This window comes from Pseudomonas sp. P5_A12 (assembly GCF_056400685.1).
This window is the reverse complement of record NZ_JBFUKU010000121.1, coordinates 1-15,930: the sequence shown is the minus strand read 5'-3', so window position 1 is coordinate 15,930 and position 15,930 is coordinate 1. Positions and strand designations below refer to the sequence as shown.

The following is a 15,930-nucleotide window of genomic DNA, read 5'->3' as shown; positions in this document are numbered from 1 at the left end:
GGCCGATGGCGGGACCCTGTTTCTCGACGAAATCGGCGACATGCCGCTGGCCTTGCAGACCCGGCTTTTAAGGGTGTTGGAAGACCGGCAGGTGGTGCCCATTGGCGGGGAGCCAGAAGCGGTCAACGTGCGAATCATCAGCGCTACTCACCGGAATCTGCTGGATCGGGTGCAGGACGGCAGCTTCCGTGAGGATTTGTATTACCGGCTCAATGGGCTGGAAGTGGCGTTGCCGGCATTGCGTGACCGTAGTGATAAATCCCAGCTACTCGATTTCTTGCTGGCCGAGGAGGCGGGCGGGGAAGCCGTACTGATCGAAGCGCCGGCGCGGGAAGCCTTGCTGGGTTTTGCCTGGCCAGGCAACGTGCGGCAGCTGCGTAATGTGCTGCGCACATTGGCGGCTTTGTGTGACGGCGGGCGGATCGGGCTGGAGGATTTGCCGGCGATGATTCGTCAGGCGCGGCCGGCAGTTGCATTGGCGGTGCAAGAGCCATCGGAGCATCCGTTGGACGATGCCGAGCGGCTGGCGTTGCTCAATGCGCTGGAACACGCGCGTTGGCATATGACCCATACCGCTGAGCAGTTAGGGGTCAGCCGCAATACCCTCTATAGGAAGCTGCGCAAGCACGGTATCGCCCGGTAAACCTGCTTTTGTGGCGAGGGGGCTTGTCGGACCGCCGCACCGCCACAGAGGTCGCGGTGAATCTCAGCTAAAGAGTGCGATTTTCCCCTCCCTACGCTAACCTGCGGCCATGTTTTACGAGGTCGACTATGCACATTCATATTCTGGGTATCTGCGGCACTTTCATGGGTTCGATGGCGGTGTTGGCCAAAGAGCTGGGCCATCACGTGACCGGCTCCGATGCCAACGTCTATCCGCCGATGAGTACTCAACTTGAGGCTCAGGGCATTGAGTTGACCCAAGGCTACGATCCTTCCCAGCTCGATCCGGCACCGGATCTGGTGGTGATCGGCAACGCCATGTCGCGCGGCAACCCGGCCGTCGAATACGTGCTGAACAAAGGTTTGCCGTACGTTTCCGGCCCGCAATGGCTGGCCGATCACGTGCTGCAAGGTCGCTGGGTGTTGGCCGTCGCCGGTACTCACGGCAAAACGACCACCAGCAGCATGCTCGCCTGGGTGCTGGAGCACGCGGGCATGAGCCCGGGTTTCCTGATCGGCGGCGTGCCGCAGAATTTCTCGGTGTCGGCGCGCTTGGGCGGCACGCCGTTCTTCGTGATCGAAGCCGACGAATATGACAGTGCATTCTTCGATAAACGCTCCAAGTTCGTTCACTACCGCCCGCGCACGGCGATCCTGAACAATCTTGAGTTCGATCATGCAGACATTTTCCCTGATCTGCCGGCCATCGAACGGCAATTCCACCATTTGGTGCGGACCATTCCGAGCGAAGGCCTGGTGATCCATCCGACCACCGAGCCGGCGCTGCAACGCGTCATCGAAATGGGTTGCTGGACCCCGGTGCAAACCACCGGTGTGGGCGGTCAGTGGCAGGTCAAACTGCTGAGCGAAGACGGTTCGAAGTTTGAAGTGATGTTCGAAGGCGTCACCCAAGGTGTGGTTGAGTGGGACATGACCGGCCAGCACAACGTCGCTAACGCTCTGGCCACCTTGGCGGCCGCGCGTCATGTCGGCGTGGTGCCTTCCATGGGCATCGCCGCGTTGAGCGCGTTCAAAAGCGTGAAGCGCCGTATGGAAAAAGTCGCCGACGTACGCGGTATCACCATTTATGACGACTTCGCGCACCATCCGACCGCCATCGCCACCACTCTGGATGGCCTGCGCAAACGCATCGGCGATGCGCCATTGATCGCAATCATCGAGCCGCGCTCCAACTCCATGAAGCTCGGCGCGCACCGCGACGGTTTGCCGGAAAGCGTGGTCGATGCCGATCAGGTGATCTGGTATGCGCCGGCCAACCTCGGTTGGGACCTGGCTGGCACGGCTGCGCTGTGCACTGTGCCGTCGATTGTCAGCGATTCGCTGGAAGGCATCATCGAGCGCGTGAAGAGCCAGGCCCAGCCCGGCACCCACGTGGTGATCATGAGCAATGGCGGTTTCGGCGGCCTGCACGGCAAACTCGCCGAGGCGCTGCAATGAGCAACGGCCCGGATCGCATCACGCTGGCCATGACCGGCGCTTCCGGCGCCCAATATGGTTTGCGTCTGCTCGATTGCCTGGTGCGCGAAGATCGCGAAGTGCACTTCCTGATTTCCAAGGCGGCACAATTGGTGATGGCCACCGAGACTGACGTCACGCTGCCGCCAAAACCGCAGATGATGCAGGCCTTCCTCACCGAATACACCGGCGCTGCGGCGGGGCAAATCAAGGTGTATGGCAAGGAAGACTGGATGTCGCCGGTGGCTTCGGGCTCCGGTGCGCCGGCGGCGATGGTGGTGGTGCCGTGTTCCACGGGGACGCTGTCGGCCATTGCGACGGGTGCCTGCAACAACCTGATCGAACGTGCCGCCGACGTCACCTTGAAGGAGCGTCGCCAGTTGATCCTGGTGCCGCGTGAAGCGCCATACTCGAGCATTCATCTGGAGCACATGCTCAAGCTGTCGCACATGGGCGTGACGATCTTGCCGGCTTCGCCGGGCTTCTATCATCAGCCGCAGACGATTGATGACCTGATCGACTTTGTCGTGGCGCGGATTCTCAATCTGTTGAACATCCCGCAGGACATGCTGCCACGCTGGGGCGAGCACCATTTGAGCAGCGATGAATAAGCTACTGGTCCTTCTGCTGGTGTTGCAACTGACGGGCTGCGCCACGGCGCGCACTCTTGATGCCGCCAAGCCCGGGGCGCCGTTGGTGTATTCCGGGACGCGTCTGGATTTGTACGCCATGAACGGCGGGTGTTGTGCCATGGACCGTTTCGGTGCAGAGGCGCCGAGCTACCCGGGCCTTGACCTGCCGGCCAGTGCGTTGCTCGACACGCTGTTATTGCCGTTGTCGGTTCTGACGGTGATTGGGGTGAGTTTTCAGGCTACGGGCGGGTTGTAGCTTTCGGCTAATGTGGCGAGGGAGCAAGCTCCCTCGCCACAGGTCTTCGGGCTATTTGCCTAGCTTGCGCAACTCATCCGATTCAACAATCCGAACCCCATCCTGCTCTTCCAGCGCCAGCCGCCACATCGCCCGGGCCAGTTGGCAGGCTTCGATGCCGTGGTATTTGCCCGGGATCAGGCGTGACAGGGGGCCGGCAATTTTCTCGCCCAAGCGGGGTTCGACGCGATCGCCCAACAGCAACGAGGGACGGCAAATGGTCAGTTGCGGCCAGTCCTGCGCGCGCAATGCGTGTTCCATTTCGCCTTTGACACGGTTGTAGAAAATCGAGGATCTGCGATCAGCGCCCAAGGCGCTGATGACGATCAAGTGGCGTGCGCCCATTTCCCGTGCGCGTTTTGCAAACGATACGACCATGTCCAGGTCCACCGCGCGAAACGCTTGTTCAGAGCCGGCCTGTTTGATCGTGGTGCCGAGACAGCAATAGGCGATGTCGACGCGACCGTTCAGTTGCGGCAGAAACACTGTCGGGTCGCCGACCGGGTTTTCGAGGTGCGGATGTTTGGCCAGTGGTCGCCGTGAAGGAGCCAAAACCCTTGAAATGGTGGGCTCATTGAGCAAGCGATCAAGCAGGTGTTCACCGGTCAACCCGGTAGCTCCGGCAAGCAATACATGCTGAGGCGTCAAGTACATAGTGTTTCTCCCTTGATACTGTTCAGCTTAGTTGTTCTTTGTATCCTTGCTGTCGGTAGAGATACTTTGTAGCGCTTTTCGTGCCTGCTGCTTGCGTAAAAGCTGCCAGCGCGAGATCACCCCTTTAGGCGCCCACATCTGCGGTTCAGAGGCTTCGAAGCTGTCCGCCAGTTCGCGTTCGGCGACCGTAGCCTTGGCCAGTTTGAAGGCTTGCTCCAGGTCGTCGGTCTGGTTCAGCGCCTGGGTGAAAAGTGCATCGCCGAAGTAGGTAGAGTTGGCTTCTTCGGAGCAGCCGAAGGACACGCGGTCTGCCCGCGAGGCGGTGATGATCAAGGTGCGTTCATCCTTGAGGGCGGGGATGAAACCACCGGAGTAGCAAGACGAAATCACAATGATCTTGTCGCGATTTTTCAAGGGTGCAAGCACCGCGGCGAGTTCATCGGCCGGCAGGTCGGGCAGTTCCATGCGCGGCTGATCGAGCACCAGTTCGTGTTCGCTGGTGCCGTGGCTGGTCAGGTATATGAAAATCAAATCTTCCGGGCCGCTGCGCTCGGCCAGCGTCAGCGCGGCGCGGCGCAGGTTTTCTCGGGTGGCCATCGGCCGGTCGACAAGGTGATCGCGATGATTGACCAGGCGGATCTGGCCAAATGCACCAAAGCGGCTGCTGAGCATGTTGCTGACGTAGTCGGATTCGCGCAGGAACACGCTTTGTTTGCCGTCACCACCCAGGGTCAGGGTGTACAACTCGACGGCCGGTGTCGAGCTCGGAACGTCAAGCAGTGCGTCGTCGAGCAAGCGGCCCTGAGCCAGCAAGCCGAGCTCCAGGCTATCGGGCAGTAGCTTGCCATCGGCGTCACGCACACGTTGGCCATTGAGCCACGTGCCGCTTTGCACGGTGCCGTCAGTCAGCACCAGCGTGCCGCGTCCGGAGTAACTGTCATTGTCGAACTGGCCGGTGTAGAAGCTGCCGTCCGACAGGTTCAGTCGTCCTTGGCCGGTGAAGCGCCAGTCGCTGAACCGGCCGATGTAATGGCTGCCATCGGCACCGATCAACTCGCCCTTGCCGTTCAGCGAACCTTCCTTGAACTGACCCAGCCAGACATCGCCATCGGCATTCTCGTAGCGGCCCTTGCCGTGCAGTTGATTGTTCTTGAAGCCGCCGACGTAAATGTCGCCCTCAGCGCTGTTGAAGGTGCCGTTGCCTTCCAACTGTCCGTTGACAAAATGCCCGGTGAACTGATTGCCGCTGGCGTCGCCGCGCTGGCCTTCACCGTTGGGTTTGCCTTGGGTGAATTGGCCTTGGTAAGAGCTGCCGTCGTCAAGTTCGAGACGACCGAGCCCTGAATATTGATCGGCTTTGAATTCGCCGCGATAGGTAATGCCGTTTTCTTTGAGCGTGCCTTCGCCATCGCGCCGACCGAGTTTGAAACCGCCGGTATAACTGCTGTCCGGCGTGGTCAACGTGCCTTGGCCGTCGAACAGGCCCTGATTGAATTGCCCGCGAAAGACCTCGCCATTGCTGCCATGCCATTCGCCCTGGCCATGCCATTGACCCTTGTCGAACTCGCCGGCGTACCAGCTCTTGTTCGGGTAGTCGATGCGGCCCTGGCCTTGCAACAAGCCGTCAACCAGATCCCCGCGATAGCGTCCACCGTCCGGCAAGCGGGCATCGGGGGGCAGCAGCGATTCGTCATCGCCGCAAGCGGTGAGCAACAGGGTCAAGGCAAGGAGTGCAAGTGAGCGCATAGCGGGATCCGGGCAATTAGGCGACGGAGTATGCCGCAGCTATGTGTCGCATATATAGAGACGGTCGCGAAACAGCGTGAGCTGCTTCGCATCCGGGAAGGTTATACGAAACAGAGGGACAGGGATTCGGCGATGTAGGCCGGTTTGTCCGAGCCTTCTATCTCAAGGGTGCAGGTGGCCTTGAGCAGCCATTGGCCGGGCTTTTTTTCGGTGGCGTCGCTGAGTTCGACCTTGAGACGCACTCTCGAATTGACCTTGACCGGTTGAATGAAGCGCACGCTGTCGAGACCGTAGTTGACCACCATCTTCGCGCCTTCGGGGAGGATGAGGATGTCTTCCATCAGTTTCGGGATCAGTGACAGCGACAGGAATCCATGGGCGATGGTGCTGCCAAATGGCGTTTGCGCGGCTTTGACCGGATCGACATGAATAAACTGGAAGTCACCTGTGGCTTCTGCGAACAGGTTGATGCGCTCCTGATCGATGGTGAGCCATTCGGAACGTCCGAGTTCCTTGCCGACATAATCTTTGAGTTCTGCAACCGGAACATGGGGCATTGAGACTCTCCTTGGGTTTCATTGGATTTATAGTTTTTCGAGTGGGGGTTTCACTTCTCAGTGAACCACTTTAGATCAACATGGCAAATTGCTCCGGTCAACTGAACATGCTTTTGGCGAATGCCGATCCATAGCGCTGACGTGCTTATAATGCTCGGCCCCTTTTTGGTGGGGAGCGCGCGGGAGATGCCGGATGTTGTTACGTGGTCTGACCTGGCTGGTGCTGTTCCAATTGCTGGGAACAGCCATCAACCACTTGTTTTTACCGGTGCTGCCGGGGCCGATCATTGGCTTGCTGCTGTTGCTGGTATATCTGATTTCACGCGGTCAGGTCGGCGATTCGCTGAGCCTGGCGGCTAGCAGCCTGCTGCGTTACTTGCCGTTGCTGCTGGTGCCGCCGGCCGTGGGTGTGATGGTGTATGCCAAGGACATAGCTGCGGATTTCTGGGCCATCGTCGGTGCGCTGGTGTTGTCCCTGCTGCTGTCCATGGCGTTTGCCGGGGTACTGATGCAGCGCATGGTCAAGCGTCACGCCCCTCGTGGAGATGACCAATGACCCTTGATTGGCACGGCGCACTCGACGCGGTGATTCATCATCCGTTGTTCGGTATCGGCATTACGTTGGGCGCTTATCAGCTGGTGTTGGCGGCTTTCGAAAAAACCCGCTGGATCTTTTTGCAACCGGTACTGGTCTCCATGCTGGTGGTGATCGGTGTTCTCCTGACGTGCGGCCTGACGTACGCCGAATACCGCAAGAGCACCGAGATCCTCAGCATTTTGCTCGGACCAGCGACCGTTGCGCTGGCCGTACCGCTGTACCTCAATTTGCGACGGATTCGGCAGTTGTTCTGGCCGATTTTTACTACGCTGGTGATAGGTGGCGTGGTGGCCACGGGCATGGGTGTGTTGCTGGGCTGGGGGTTCGGTGCCGGGCACATGGTCCTGATGACCATGGCCCCCAAGTCGGTGACGTCACCGATTGCCATGCTGGTGGCCGAGCAGATCGGCGGTGTCGCGGCGCTGGCAGCCGTGTTCGTGTTGATCACCGGCGTGATCGGTGCGATCTTCGGCCCAAGTCTGTTGACCCGGCTCGGCGTGCACAGCCCTGAAGCCCGCGGCATGGCATTGGGCATGACCGCCCATGCGGTCGGCACTTCGGTGGCCTTGCAGGAAAGTGAAGAGTGCGGCGCGTTTGCGGCGCTGGCGATGAGTCTGATGGGCGTGGCCACGGCGGTGTTCCTGCCGTTGGCGGTGTCGATGGTGGTGTAAGGAAATGTCTATGAGCTTGCCGCTTTTCCCATTGAACACGGTGCTGTTTCCTGGCTGCATCCTCGACTTGCAGATCTTCGAGGCGCGCTACCTGGACATGATCAGCCGCTGCATGAAACAGGGCGGCGGCTTCGGTGTGGTGTGCATCCTTGACGGCGAAGAAGTCGGCATCGCGCCGGCAGGGTATGCCTTGGTGGGGTGTGAAGCGCTGATCACCGATTTCAAGCAGCAGGACAACGGCCTGCTGGGGATTCGGGTGCAGGGCGGGCGGCGTTTTCACGTCTTGCGCAGCGAAGTGCAGCGCGACCAGTTGACTGTCGCCGACGTTGAATGGCTTGAAGACGAGCCTGAACAGCCGCTGCAGGATGAAGACGCCGATTTGGTGGCGTTGCTCAAGGCGTTGGCGGAACACCCTATGGTCGAAGCGTTGAACATGGGCACTGAGGCAACCGGGCAACAATCATTGGCGAATCAGTTGGCCTATTTGCTGCCGTTCGCGGAAGTGGACAAGATTGACCTGCTGCAACTCGATGATCCGCAGCAGCGACTGGATGCGATTCAGGCGCTGCTGGATGAGTTGCAGGGAGAGTTGTTTGCCTGACAAATGCTAAAAATCCCCAACCTGTAGCAGCTGTCGAGCAGCGCGAGGCTGCGTCCGGCGACAAAGTCGTCGTGAAATCAGGTTGTGCAGTGTTTCAGGAGTATCGCGTACTCAGGTTTGCGACGGCTTCGCCGCCGGACGCAGCCTCGCGGGCTCGACAGCTGCTACGTCAGTACGCATACCGCAACATCGCATGCGGCAAGTGCCGCAACGCAAAGAACGCAAACAACGCCATCAGCGCCGGCAACACCAGCCACCAGACTTTGGGCGGCATGGCGTTGAGCGGTGTCTGGCGCTGATTCAGCCACAGGCTCGCCGCACAAACACAGGCAGCCAACATGGCGCCGGCCACTACATCCGTCGGCCAGTGCGCGCCCAGATACACCCGCGACAACGCAATCGCCAACGCTGGCAAGCAGCCCAGCAGCAACCAGGTCAGGCGCATCCGCGGTGGTTGTCCGCGACCCGCCAGAACGGCGATTGTCAGGAATAACGCAAATGACCCCGAGGCGTGGCCGCTGGGCATGCTGTAGCTGGTCAGGGGGTCGCTGAGTATTTCCGGGCGCACGCGGGCGAAAAAGTATTTGGTTGCAGTATTGCCCAGCGCGGTGCAGAGCAGGGTGCTGCCGGCAAAAATTGCCTGCCGCCATTGTCGCGCGATCAGCAGCAGGCCGGTCAGCAGTGAACTGAGCAGCAGCATGTTGCGAAATTCGCCCATCAGCGTAAAGACCACGGCCACTTCATCGAGCATCGGGCTGCGGTGTTCCTGCACCAATGTCATCACGCCCTGATCAAGCGCGGTCAGGTGCGGATAGCCGATAAACAGTCCCGCCAGAATCAGCAAGCTCATACCGGCAATCAGCATCGTCGCCTTGCGATGGCGGCGCAGGCTGCTGGTGACGCTCAAACCGACCATGACGGCAATAGCACCAGCGACGACTCCCGCCTCAGGCCAGAAACCTTCCGGCAACGGCAAACGAATCGCTGCACCCGTCGCCCAACCAGGCAGTAGATACGCGACACTCCAGCCAGCGGCAGCCAGCAGGCTGACGGCGAAAAATCGCGGGAATGGCATATCGAACATCCCGGCAACCATCGGCAACATCGGGCGCAGCGGCCCGATAAAGCGTCCGACCAGCAGGCTGGCGATGCCATAACGCTGGAAATACGCCTCGGCTCCCGCAATCCATTCCGGGTGATGGCGTAAGCCGGGCAGACGCCGAATGTTCTGATGGAAATGGCGTCCGACGAAGTACGAGACGACGTCACCCAGCACCCCGGCAACGAACCCCAGCAGCAGCGTTTCACTCAACGACAGCGCGCCGCTGCCGGCCAGGACCGCCACCGCAAACAGCAACACCGTACCGGGCACGATCAACCCGGCAATCGCCAGGCATTCCACAAAGGCCACTATGAACACCGCCGCAGCCAGCCATTGCGGGTTGACCGTCAACCAACCGGTGACGCTATCGAGCCATGGGCCCATAAAAACAACTCCATCGAATGTTCAATTGGCCCCATGGGGGACGAACGCAATCTTCAATACACAATAGATCCCTTGTGGGAGCGAGCCTGCTCGCGAAAGCAGGCTGCCAGCCGACATGGATGTCGCCTGATACTCCGCTATCGCGAGCAGGCTCGCTCCTACAGGGGGGATATCAATCTTCAAGGCAGCAAAAAATAATCGCGCCCTTCGACCTGCCCCCGTCGCAGCGGGTTGCGCGTGCAATACGGCGCGTAAGCCGCATCGACAAAGCGGTACATCAAATGTTCATCGCGCCCATGGGGGATGCCCAGGCGCGTGGTCTGGATGATGTGGGCGGGCGCCGGGCCAATGTCTTCCACGAGTAGCACTTCATGATCGAAACGCTTGGCGTCCCAGACAGGAACCTTCAAACCCAGGGCCTTGCACAACAGGGTCTGCCCGGCACACAGCTTTTGCGAAGGGCGAGGGCGGCCTTGGGCGTCGGGATTGTTCAATAGCATTTGCGCCAGGCTCGCCGGGCCGCTCAGTTCATCGACCCACGGATAGGCTGATTTGATCAGCACCGCGTTGCCGGGGCCTTTGGCACTGAAGTTCAGCGAATCACCGCCGCGGGCGTAATACATATAGATGTGGCCGCCATCCAGAAACAAAGCCTTACGTTTTTCTGTGTAGCCGAGGGAGGCGTGGCTGCCTTTTTCTTCAAAGTAATAGGCTTCGGTTTCAATAATCCGGGCACTGAGCCACAGGTCGCCGACCCGGTGACGAATGACTTTGCCGAGTAAATCCCGGGCCAGAGCTTGCGCGTCCCGGTCAAAAAACGCGTCCGCAAGCCCGGTAGGCCGGCTCGCAGCGGACGTTCGTACAGTCAGGTTGGACATGATAGACGGCGTTTATCAGAGCTGATTGAGCGATGATGATAACAATTTGCAGCTTAAGCACGGCTGAACGTCGGCAAATTGCCCTGGATTTCGACCATCCGCCCGTCACCGCTGTTAGTCGGGAGACGCGACAGCTATAATCTGCCGCTTTACTCTTTACCAAGACCTTAGCAAAGACTAATCCAGACCATGACTGAGTCCGTTCTTGACTACATGACCCGCCTGGGTCGCGCTGCCCGCGAAGCCTCTCGCGTCATCGGCTGTGCCAGCACTGCGCAGAAAAACCGCGCCTTGCAGGCTGCGGCCAATGCGCTGGACGCTGCACGCGCCGAGTTGACGGCGGCCAATGAACTGGACTTGGCCGCGGGTCGCGCCAATGGCCTTGAGCCGGCCCTGCTGGAACGTCTGGCGCTGACCCCGGAACGCATTGACGGCATGATCGTCGGCCTGCGCCAGGTGGCTGCATTGCCGGACCCGGTCGGCGCGATTCGCGACATGAGCTTCCGCCCGTCGGGCATTCAGGTCGGTAAAATGCGCGTGCCGCTGGGCGTGATCGGGATCATCTACGAATCCCGTCCCAACGTGACCATCGATGCCGCCAGCCTGTGCCTCAAGTCAGGTAATGCGACCATTCTGCGAGGTGGTTCCGAAGCGATCCATTCCAATCGCGCCATCGCCGCCTGCATCCAGCGCGGTCTGGCCGAAGCCGAACTGCCGGCTGCCGTGGTGCAAGTGGTCGAAACCACCGACCGGGCAGCCGTTGGCGCCCTGATCACTATGCCGGAATACGTCGACGTCATTGTGCCCCGTGGTGGCCGTGGCCTGATCGAACGCGTCAGCCGTGACGCCCGCGTGCCGGTGATCAAACACCTGGACGGCATCTGCCACGTTTACGTGAGTGAGCATGCCGATCTGGCGAAAGCCCAGCGCATCGCGTTCAACGCCAAGACGTACCGTTATGGCATCTGCGGCGCCATGGAAACGCTGCTGGTGGATCAAGCCATTGCCAAAGACTTCCTGCCATCGATGGCTGCCCAGTTCCGCGAAAAAGGCGTCGAGCTGCGTGGTTGCGAGCGCACGCGAGCGATTATCGATGCTGTAGCGGCCACCGAAGAAGACTGGACCACCGAATACCTGGCGCCGATTTTGTCGATCCGCGTAGTCGACGGGCTGGACCAGGCCATCGAGCATATTAATAAGCACGGCTCCCATCACACCGACTCGATCGTCAGCGAAAACCTCGCCGACACACGGCGTTTTGTCGCGCAGGTCGATTCGTCGTCGGTGATGATCAACACCCCGACATGCTTCGCCGATGGCTTTGAATACGGATTGGGTGCCGAGATTGGCATTTCTACTGATAAGCTGCACGCCCGCGGTCCGGTGGGTCTCGAAGGTTTGACCTGCGAGAAGTACATCGTCGTGGGTGATGGCCAGTTGCGCGGCCAGGCGTCGGTCTGACTTGGGCGACCTCGACCCGACAGTCCCAGCCACCGCAAGCGAGCCTCAACCTCGCCGGATTGGCATGCTGGGCGGTACGTTCGACCCGGTGCACATCGGCCATCTGCGCGGTGCGCTGGAAGTCGCCGAATCGCTGGCGCTCGATGAGTTGCGTCTGACACCCAGTGCCAGACCGCCGCATCGCGGTACGCCGCAGGTGTCGGCCAAAGACCGTCTGGTGATGGTCGAGTGCGCGGTAGCCGGTGTGGCGCCGTTGGTGGTGGACGCCCGCGAATTGCAGCGGGACAAACCGTCCTACACTATTGATACCCTGGAACTGATGCGCGCTGAACTGCCCGCCCAGACCCAGGTTTTTCTACTTTTGGGCTGGGACGCTTTTTGCGGCCTGCCCACTTGGCACCGCTGGGAAGAGTTGCTCCAGCATTGCCACATCCTGGTGCTGCAACGCCCGGATGCCGACAGCGAACCGCCGGATGCCTTGCGCAACCTGCTGGCAGCGCGCTCGGTGAGCGACCCGCTGGCCCTCAAAGGGCCGAGCGGACAGATTGCATTCGTCTGGCAGACACCGCTCGCGGTATCCGCCACCCAGATCCGTCAACTGCTGGCCAGCGGTAAGTCGGTACGTTTCCTGGTGCCCGACGCGGTCCTGGCCTACATCGATGCGCACGGACTTTACCGTGCGTCGAACTGAAAAGAGGCGCGCTTCAAGGCACGTGATCACGTGTATCGAAGCCCCCGAACATACGAGCAAAACGAGTTTTATATGACTGACAAAGACGTAGCTAAAGTAAAGCGCAAAGGCACATTCAAAAGCGCCCCACTGCCAGTAGTAGCACCGACCGGCCCGGAGTTGGCTGGTGAAGCACTGGTCAAGGTTGCCGTAGCGGCCCTGGAAGACGTCAAGGCCCAGGACATTCAGGTAATCGACGTTCGTGAAAAGCAGAGCATCACTGACTTCATGATCATCGCTACCGGTACCTCCAATCGCCAGATCGGCGCGATGCTGGACAAGGTTCGCGAAGCCGTCAAAGCCCAGGGCGTCAAGCCGCTGGGTGAAGAAGGCAAGGGCGACAGCGACTGGGTGCTGCTGGATATGGACGACGTCATCGTGCACATGATGACCGCCTCGGCTCGCCAGTTCTACGACCTGGAGCGTCTGTGGTCCGGTGCTGAACAGAGCCGTGCCCTGAACGCGGCTCACCATAGCCCGGAAAATACCCACGAGCATTTCATCAAGCTCAACAAAGACCAGCAATAAGGGCCCGCTGTGCGACTGCGACTGATCGCCGTCGGTTCACGGATGCCCAAGTGGGTGGAAGAAGGCTGGCATGAATATGCCAAGCGTCTTCCGTCCGAGCTGGCGTTGGAACTGGTGGAAATACCGCTCAACACCCGTGGCAAGAACGCCGACGTGGCGCGCTTCATCCGTCAGGAAGGCGAAGCCATGCTGGCCAAGGTCGGGCCGAATGAGCGTGTTGTCACCCTCGAAGTCCACGGCAAGCCCTGGAGCACTGAGCAGTTGGCGGTCGAACTCGATCGCTGGCGCCTGGACTCGCGCACGGTGAACTTCATGGTCGGCGGCCCCGAAGGGCTGGCGCCGGAAGTCTGTGCCCGAGCCGATCAGCGCTGGTCATTGTCGCCGTTGACGTTGCCGCACCCGTTGGTGCGAATCCTGATCGGCGAACAGCTGTACCGTGCCTGGACAGTCTTGTCCGGCCACCCTTACCACAAGTAATTCTGCCCTCATGTCTCAGCCGATCCGTATCAAGGACCACGAAAAAGACGCCCGTCTGGTGCGTGGTCGCGTCGTGTTCGGTGCAATTGCGGTAGTAGCGCTGATTTGTGTGCTGATTGCGCGGTTGTATTTTCTTCAGGTCATCCAGTACGAGTATCACTCGACCCTGTCGGAAAACAACCGCGTCCATGTGCAGCCGATTCCGCCCACCCGTGGGCTGATCTTCGACCGTAATGGCGTGGTGGTAGCCGATAACCGGCCCAGCTTCAGCCTGAGCATGACCCGCGAGCGCTCAGGCGACTGGCAGCAAGTGCTCGACGTGATTGTCGAAGTGCTGGAGCTGACACCCGAGGACCGGGTGATCTTCGAGAAACGCATGCGCCAGGGGCGTCGGCCATTCGAGCCGGTGCCGATCCTGTTCGAGCTGACCGAAGAGCAGATCGCCCGGATCGCGGTGAACCAGTTCCGCCTGCCGGGTGTGGAAGTGGTCGCGCAACTGGTGCGTCACTATCCGCAGGGTGCGCACTTTGCGCACTCGGTCGGGTACATGGGGCGAATCAACGAGAAAGAGCTCAAGTCACTGGATCCCGTGAGTTACAGCGGCACCCATCAAATTGGCAAAACCGGCATCGAGCGCTTTTACGAGCCCGAGTTGCACGGTCAGGTCGGTTACGAAGAAGTCGAAACCAACGCTCGGGGCCGCGTATTGCGTGTGCTCAAGCGTACCGAACCGATTTCCGGCAAGGACATCGTCCTGAGCCTGGACATCAAGTTGCAGGAAGCGGCCGAAGCGGCACTGGGCGGTCGTCGTGGTGCCGTCGTGGCGCTGGACCCGAAAACCGGCGAAGTGCTGGCGATGGTCAGCCAGCCGAGTTTCGACCCGAACCTGTTCGTTACGGGCATCAGTTACAAGGCCTATTCCGAACTGCGCGACTCCATTGACCGGCCGCTGTTCAACCGCGTGCTGCGCGGTCTGTATCCGCCGGGTTCGACCATCAAGCCGGCGGTGGCGATTGCCGGTCTGGATTCGGGTGTGGTCACCGCGTCGACCCGGGTGTACGACCCCGGTTATTACCAACTGCCCAATTACGATCACAAGTACCGGAACTGGAACCGTACCGGCGACGGTTACGTGGATCTGGACACGGCGATCATGCGTTCCAACGACACCTACTTCTATGACCTGGCCCACAAGCTGGGAATCGATCGGTTGTCAGCCTATATGGGCAAATTCGGCATCGGCCAAAAGGTCTCGCTGGACATGTTCGAAGAATCGCCGGGCCTGATGCCGACCCGAGAGTGGAAGCGTGCGACCCGCCGCCAGGCCTGGTTTCCGGGCGAAACCCTGATTCTGGGGATTGGTCAGGGCTACATGCAATCCACGCCGCTGCAGCTGGCCCAGGCCACGGCTCTAGTGGCTAACAAAGGTGTGTGGAACCGTCCGCACCTGGCCAAGACGGTCGAAGGCGAGAAGCCCAAGGATGAAAACCCGATGCCGAATATCGTCCTGCGTGATCCGTCGGACTGGACCAAGGTCAACCACGGTATGCAACAGGTGATGCACGGCGCTCGCGGTACGGCGCGCAAGGCTTCGATTGGCGCGCAATACCGGATTGCCGGGAAAAGTGGTACGGCCCAGGTGGTCGCGATCAAGCAGGGCGAGAAGTACGACCGCTCCAAGGTTCAGGAACGTCACCGCGACCACGCCTTGTTTGTCGGCTTTGCGCCGGCCGACAATCCGCAAATCGTGGTGTCAGTGATGGTCGAGAACGGCGAGTCCGGTTCCGGGGTCGCCGCGCCAGTGGTGCGTCAAGTCATGGATGCCTGGCTCCTGGACCAGAACGGCCATCTCAAGGCCGAGTACGCCAGCCCTGTCAGCTCGGAGGTTACGGCCCATGATGAATAATTTTGATCGCATGCTCTCCAGTGAGGATGTGATGCGTCGTCGTGCGACGCTGTTGCAGCGCCTGCACATCGATGGGCCGTTGCTCATTTTGCTGCTGACCCTCGCCGCGGGCAGCCTGTTCGTGCTGTATTCGGCCAGCGGCAAGAGCTGGGACCTGCTGGCCAAGCAAGCCACTTCGTTCGGCATCGGCCTGGTGTCGATGATCGTCATCGCGCAGTTCGAACCTCGTTTCATGGCGCGGTGGGTGCCGGTCGGTTATGTGATCGGTGTGCTATTGCTGGTGGTGGTGGATGTCATGGGCCACAACGCCATGGGCGCCACGCGCTGGATCAACATCCCCGGCGTCATCCGCTTCCAGCCCTCGGAATTCATGAAAATCCTGATGCCGGCGACCATCGCCTGGTATTTGTCCAAGCGCACCTTGCCGCCGCAGCTCAAGCATGTTGCGGTCAGCCTGTTTCTGATTGGCTTGCCATTTATCTTGATCGTGCGCCAGCCGGACCTGGGGACATCACTTCTGATCCTCGCGGGTGGTGCGTTCGTCTTGTTTATGGGTGGCCTGCGCTGGCGC

The 15,930-nt window shown here is 60.3% G+C and carries 18 protein-coding genes; 13 read left to right on the top strand and 5 right to left on the bottom strand.

What is annotated here, in order from left to right; translation table 11 throughout:
- From AC1DSG_RS17100 to AC1DSG_RS17085, 4 genes are all read left to right on the top strand, one after another.
- On the top strand, positions 1-643 hold a 643-nt coding region (locus tag AC1DSG_RS17100), incomplete at its 5' end, for a sigma-54-dependent Fis family transcriptional regulator (protein WP_477791942.1).
- A 128-nt stretch (positions 644-771) separates the two neighbouring features.
- Entirely contained in the window at positions 772-2,121 is a 1,350-nt protein-coding gene (gene mpl / locus AC1DSG_RS17095) for a UDP-N-acetylmuramate:L-alanyl-gamma-D-glutamyl-meso-diaminopimelate ligase (protein ID WP_477791941.1), read from the top strand.
- Positions 2,118-2,750, top strand: a complete 633-nt coding sequence (ubiX, locus tag AC1DSG_RS17090; RefSeq protein WP_477791940.1) for a flavin prenyltransferase UbiX — start codon at positions 2,118-2,120, stop codon at positions 2,748-2,750. Before mpl ends, ubiX begins: the two co-directional genes overlap by 4 nt.
- A complete protein-coding gene (locus AC1DSG_RS17085) occupies positions 2,743-3,027 on the top strand; it encodes a YceK/YidQ family lipoprotein (RefSeq protein ID WP_477791939.1) in 285 nt (94 codons plus the stop codon). Before ubiX ends, AC1DSG_RS17085 begins: the two co-directional genes overlap by 8 nt.
- Positions 3,028-3,078: 51 nt before the next feature.
- Here the strand turns inward: AC1DSG_RS17085 and AC1DSG_RS17080 are convergent, their stop codons facing one another.
- The 3 genes from AC1DSG_RS17080 to AC1DSG_RS17070 form a co-directional block, all read right to left on the bottom strand.
- A complete protein-coding gene (locus AC1DSG_RS17080; RefSeq protein ID WP_477791938.1) occupies positions 3,079-3,720 on the bottom strand; it encodes an oxidoreductase in 642 nt (213 codons plus the stop codon).
- A 27-nt stretch (positions 3,721-3,747) separates the two neighbouring features.
- Positions 3,748-5,466, bottom strand: a complete 1,719-nt coding sequence (locus tag AC1DSG_RS17075; RefSeq protein WP_477791937.1) for a C13 family peptidase — start codon at positions 5,464-5,466, stop codon at positions 3,748-3,750.
- A gap of 101 nt (positions 5,467-5,567) precedes the next feature.
- Complete coding sequence (locus AC1DSG_RS17070; RefSeq protein WP_477791936.1) at positions 5,568-6,023, bottom strand: MaoC family dehydratase; 456 nt, start codon at positions 6,021-6,023, stop codon at positions 5,568-5,570.
- 193 nt (positions 6,024-6,216) lie between these two features.
- Here AC1DSG_RS17070 and AC1DSG_RS17065 point away from each other — a divergent pair, with 193 nt between their 5' ends.
- Genes AC1DSG_RS17065 through AC1DSG_RS17055 form a run of 3 tightly spaced genes read left to right on the top strand, consistent with a single transcriptional unit; the run spans position 6,217 to position 7,893 of the window.
- Positions 6,217-6,579, top strand: a complete 363-nt coding sequence (locus AC1DSG_RS17065) for a CidA/LrgA family protein (RefSeq protein WP_477791935.1) — start codon at positions 6,217-6,219, stop codon at positions 6,577-6,579.
- Complete coding sequence (locus AC1DSG_RS17060) at positions 6,576-7,292, top strand: LrgB family protein (RefSeq protein WP_477791934.1); 717 nt, start codon at positions 6,576-6,578, stop codon at positions 7,290-7,292. The genes AC1DSG_RS17065 and AC1DSG_RS17060 overlap by 4 nt, the downstream gene beginning before the upstream one ends.
- A 10-nt stretch (positions 7,293-7,302) precedes the next feature.
- Complete coding sequence (locus tag AC1DSG_RS17055; protein ID WP_477791933.1) at positions 7,303-7,893, top strand: LON peptidase substrate-binding domain-containing protein; 591 nt, start codon at positions 7,303-7,305, stop codon at positions 7,891-7,893.
- Between the two features lie 169 nt (positions 7,894-8,062).
- Here the strand turns inward: AC1DSG_RS17055 and AC1DSG_RS17050 are convergent, their stop codons facing one another.
- The gene (locus tag AC1DSG_RS17050) at positions 8,063-9,379 is read right to left on the bottom strand and encodes a bifunctional DedA family/phosphatase PAP2 family protein (protein ID WP_477791932.1); all 1,317 of its coding nucleotides are present in this window, start codon (positions 9,377-9,379) and stop codon (positions 8,063-8,065) included.
- A gap of 179 nt (positions 9,380-9,558) precedes the next feature.
- Positions 9,559-10,257: a DNA-3-methyladenine glycosylase gene (locus AC1DSG_RS17045; protein ID WP_477791931.1), complete on the bottom strand. Its 699-nt coding sequence runs from the start codon at positions 10,255-10,257 to the stop codon at positions 9,559-9,561.
- 189 nt (positions 10,258-10,446) lie between these two features.
- Here AC1DSG_RS17045 and AC1DSG_RS17040 point away from each other — a divergent pair, with 189 nt between their 5' ends.
- The 6 genes from AC1DSG_RS17040 to AC1DSG_RS17015 form a co-directional block, all read left to right on the top strand.
- Entirely contained in the window at positions 10,447-11,718 is a 1,272-nt protein-coding gene (locus tag AC1DSG_RS17040; protein ID WP_477791930.1) for a glutamate-5-semialdehyde dehydrogenase, read from the top strand.
- Position 11,719: 1 nt separating this feature from the next.
- Positions 11,720-12,409, top strand: a complete 690-nt coding sequence (gene nadD, locus AC1DSG_RS17035; RefSeq protein ID WP_477791929.1) for a nicotinate-nucleotide adenylyltransferase — start codon at positions 11,720-11,722, stop codon at positions 12,407-12,409.
- A gap of 72 nt (positions 12,410-12,481) precedes the next feature.
- A complete protein-coding gene (gene rsfS, locus AC1DSG_RS17030; protein WP_477791928.1) occupies positions 12,482-12,976 on the top strand; it encodes a ribosome silencing factor in 495 nt (164 codons plus the stop codon).
- Between the two features lie 9 nt (positions 12,977-12,985).
- Positions 12,986-13,453 (top strand): 23S rRNA (pseudouridine(1915)-N(3))-methyltransferase RlmH, encoded by a 468-nt coding sequence (gene rlmH, locus AC1DSG_RS17025; RefSeq protein ID WP_007937439.1) that lies wholly within the window; start codon positions 12,986-12,988, stop codon positions 13,451-13,453.
- A gap of 10 nt (positions 13,454-13,463) precedes the next feature.
- Entirely contained in the window at positions 13,464-15,359 is a 1,896-nt protein-coding gene (gene mrdA / locus AC1DSG_RS17020; protein ID WP_477791927.1) for a penicillin-binding protein 2, read from the top strand.
- Positions 15,360-15,390: 31 nt separating this feature from the next.
- A partial coding sequence (locus AC1DSG_RS17015; protein WP_477791943.1) for an FtsW/RodA/SpoVE family cell cycle protein occupies positions 15,391-15,930 on the top strand: 540 nt, incomplete at its 3' end.

Excerpts from the sequence above, each read along its gene's own strand:
- mpl (WP_477791941.1), top strand. The coding sequence starts at position 772 with ATGCACATTCATATTCTGGGTATCTGCGGCACTTTCATGGGTTCGATG.
- ubiX (WP_477791940.1), top strand. The coding sequence starts at position 2,118 with ATGAGCAACGGCCCGGATCGCATCACGCTGGCCATGACCGGCGCTTCC.
- AC1DSG_RS17085 (WP_477791939.1), top strand. The coding sequence starts at position 2,743 with ATGAATAAGCTACTGGTCCTTCTGCTGGTGTTGCAACTGACGGGCTGC.
- AC1DSG_RS17080 (WP_477791938.1), bottom strand. The coding sequence starts at position 3,720 with ATGTACTTGACGCCTCAGCATGTATTGCTTGCCGGAGCTACCGGGTTG.
- AC1DSG_RS17075 (WP_477791937.1), bottom strand. The coding sequence starts at position 5,466 with ATGCGCTCACTTGCACTCCTTGCCTTGACCCTGTTGCTCACCGCTTGC.
- AC1DSG_RS17070 (WP_477791936.1), bottom strand. The coding sequence starts at position 6,023 with ATGCCCCATGTTCCGGTTGCAGAACTCAAAGATTATGTCGGCAAGGAA.
- AC1DSG_RS17065 (WP_477791935.1), top strand. The coding sequence starts at position 6,217 with ATGTTGTTACGTGGTCTGACCTGGCTGGTGCTGTTCCAATTGCTGGGA.
- AC1DSG_RS17060 (WP_477791934.1), top strand. The coding sequence starts at position 6,576 with ATGACCCTTGATTGGCACGGCGCACTCGACGCGGTGATTCATCATCCG.
- AC1DSG_RS17055 (WP_477791933.1), top strand. The coding sequence starts at position 7,303 with ATGAGCTTGCCGCTTTTCCCATTGAACACGGTGCTGTTTCCTGGCTGC.
- AC1DSG_RS17050 (WP_477791932.1), bottom strand. The coding sequence starts at position 9,379 with ATGGGCCCATGGCTCGATAGCGTCACCGGTTGGTTGACGGTCAACCCG.
- AC1DSG_RS17045 (WP_477791931.1), bottom strand. The coding sequence starts at position 10,257 with ATGTCCAACCTGACTGTACGAACGTCCGCTGCGAGCCGGCCTACCGGG.
- AC1DSG_RS17040 (WP_477791930.1), top strand. The coding sequence starts at position 10,447 with ATGACTGAGTCCGTTCTTGACTACATGACCCGCCTGGGTCGCGCTGCC.
- rsfS (WP_477791928.1), top strand. The coding sequence starts at position 12,482 with ATGACTGACAAAGACGTAGCTAAAGTAAAGCGCAAAGGCACATTCAAA.
- mrdA (WP_477791927.1), top strand. The coding sequence starts at position 13,464 with ATGTCTCAGCCGATCCGTATCAAGGACCACGAAAAAGACGCCCGTCTG.